This window comes from Nocardiopsis sp. TNDT3 (genome assembly GCF_003427465.1).
Classification (GTDB): Bacteria; Actinomycetota; Actinomycetes; order Streptosporangiales; family Streptosporangiaceae; genus Nocardiopsis; species Nocardiopsis dassonvillei.
Window position 1 is genome coordinate 1 of sequence record NZ_QPFC01000824.1, and the last position, 1882, is coordinate 1882.

The 1882-nt window shown below is 76.2% G+C and carries 1 protein-coding gene; it reads left to right on the forward strand.

Translation table 11 applies throughout. The features are described 5' to 3' along the window. Window positions 1-126: 126 nt before the first annotated feature. Complete coding sequence (gene ptsP, locus DQW06_RS20030) at window positions 127-1830, forward strand: phosphoenolpyruvate--protein phosphotransferase (RefSeq protein ID WP_071622825.1); 1704 nt, start codon at window positions 127-129, stop codon at window positions 1828-1830. The last annotated feature ends 52 nt before the right edge of the window (window positions 1831-1882 follow it).

Here is a 1882-nt window from a genome sequence, read left to right on the forward strand (position 1 = left end):
TCCCGGGTTGTCCACAGGGGCTACCGCCGCCCGCCCGCCCGGGGTTTCCTGGATACGGGAGTCCTCCCACGGCCGTTCGCCGGCCGTGGCCCCTCCCTCTGGCCCTTTCCGACGTACGGAGCGACCATGGCGAAGACCGAACCCCTCCCCGCCGCAGCCGGTGACACCCGGCTGACGGGTATCCCCGCCAGCCCGGGAGCCGCAGTCGGCCCGGTGGCGCGGATGGCCCCGCCGCCGTCCCTGCCCGACCAGCGGCCCACCGTCGTGGACCCGGGAGAGGAGGCCGCCCGGGCACGGCAGGCCCTGGAACAGGTGGCCGAGCTGCTCGAAAGCCAGGCCGCCGACCTCCAGGGCGACGCGGCGGCCGTGCTGAGCGCCCAGGCGCTCATGGCCCGCGACCCCGAACTCGCGCGCCGCGCCGCGGAGCGCACCGATGCCGGGGACCCCGCGGCCTGGGCCGTCCACGCGGCCTGCGGCGCCTACCAGGAGCTGCTCCAGGCGGCGGGCGGCTACCTCGCCGAACGCGCCGCCGACCTCGCCGACATCCGGGACCGGGCGACCGCCGTGCTCCTGGAGCTGCCGATGCCCGGGCTGCCCGACCCCGGCGTCCCGCACGTGCTGGTCGCCGACGACCTCGCGCCCGCCGACACCGTGCAGCTCGACGTCGAGCGCGTGCTCGCCATCGTCACGCGTTACGGCGGACCCACCAGCCACACGGTCATCCTGGCCCGGTCGCTCGGCATCCCGGCCGTGGTCGGCTGCGCGGGGGCCGCCGAACTGCTCGACGCGACGCCGGTGGCGGTGGACGGCGACGCCGGAACGGTCGAGGTCGAGCCCGACGAGGAGCTCGCCGAGCGGATGCGCGAGCGCACCGAGCGGCGGCGCGCCCTGCTGGCCGAGGCCACCGGTCCGGGCCGGACCGCCGACGACGTTCCGGTCTCGCTGCTGCTCAACGTCGGTGAGGGCGACCCGCAGAAGGCCGGTGCCCACGACAGCGAGGGCGTGGGGCTGCTGCGCACCGAGTTCCTCTTCCTGGAGCGCTCGGACCCGCCCACCGTCGAGGAGCAGACCGCCTCCTACACGGCCCTGTTCGAGGCGTTCGCCGGGCGCACGGTCACGGTGCGGACCCTGGACGCCGGGTCGGACAAGCCCCTGGCCTTCGCGTCCACCGGCCACGAGGACAACCCCGCGCTCGGCGTACGGGGTTTCCGCACCTCGCGGGTGCACCCCCACCTGATCACCGACCAGCTCCAGGCCATCGCCGCCGCCACCCGGGAGACCTCCGCCAAGGTCCGGGTCATGGCGCCGATGGTGTCCACGCCCGACGAGGCGGAGGAGTTCGTCTCCCTCGCCCGCGAGGCCGGGATCGACCAGGTCGGCGTGATGATCGAGGTGCCCGGCGCGGCGCTGCTCGCCGACCGGCTGCTGTCCCGGGTGGACTTCGTGTCGATCGGCACCAACGACCTGGCGCAGTACACCATGGCCACCGACCGGACCCTCGGCGCGCTGCCCGACCTGCTCGACCCCTGGCAGCCCGCGCTGCTCCAGCTGGTGGGCACCGTGGGCGGCGCGGGGGAGCGCTCGGGACGCCCGGTGGGCGTGTGCGGCGAGGCCGCCGCCGACCCGCTGCTGGCCCTGGTGCTGGTGGGACTGGGCGCGACCAGCCTGTCGATGTCCGCGCCCGCGCTGCCCGCCGTGCGCCACGCGCTGGCCCTGCACACCCACAGTGACTGCCGCAGACTGGCCGACCTGGCGGTCGCGGCCTCCAGCGCCGAACAGGCGCGCGAGGCGGTCAGGGCCGCCGCCCACCCGGAGGCGGTCGACCGCTGACGCCCACGCGGGCACGCCGTGCGCCCTCTCCTCCCCGCATCCGGGACAGGGG

What these genes read in the sequence shown, in the direction of transcription:
- ptsP (WP_071622825.1), top strand. Translation starts at nt 127, where the DNA reads ATGGCGAAGACCGAACCCCTCCCCGCCGCAGCCGGTGACACCCGGCTG.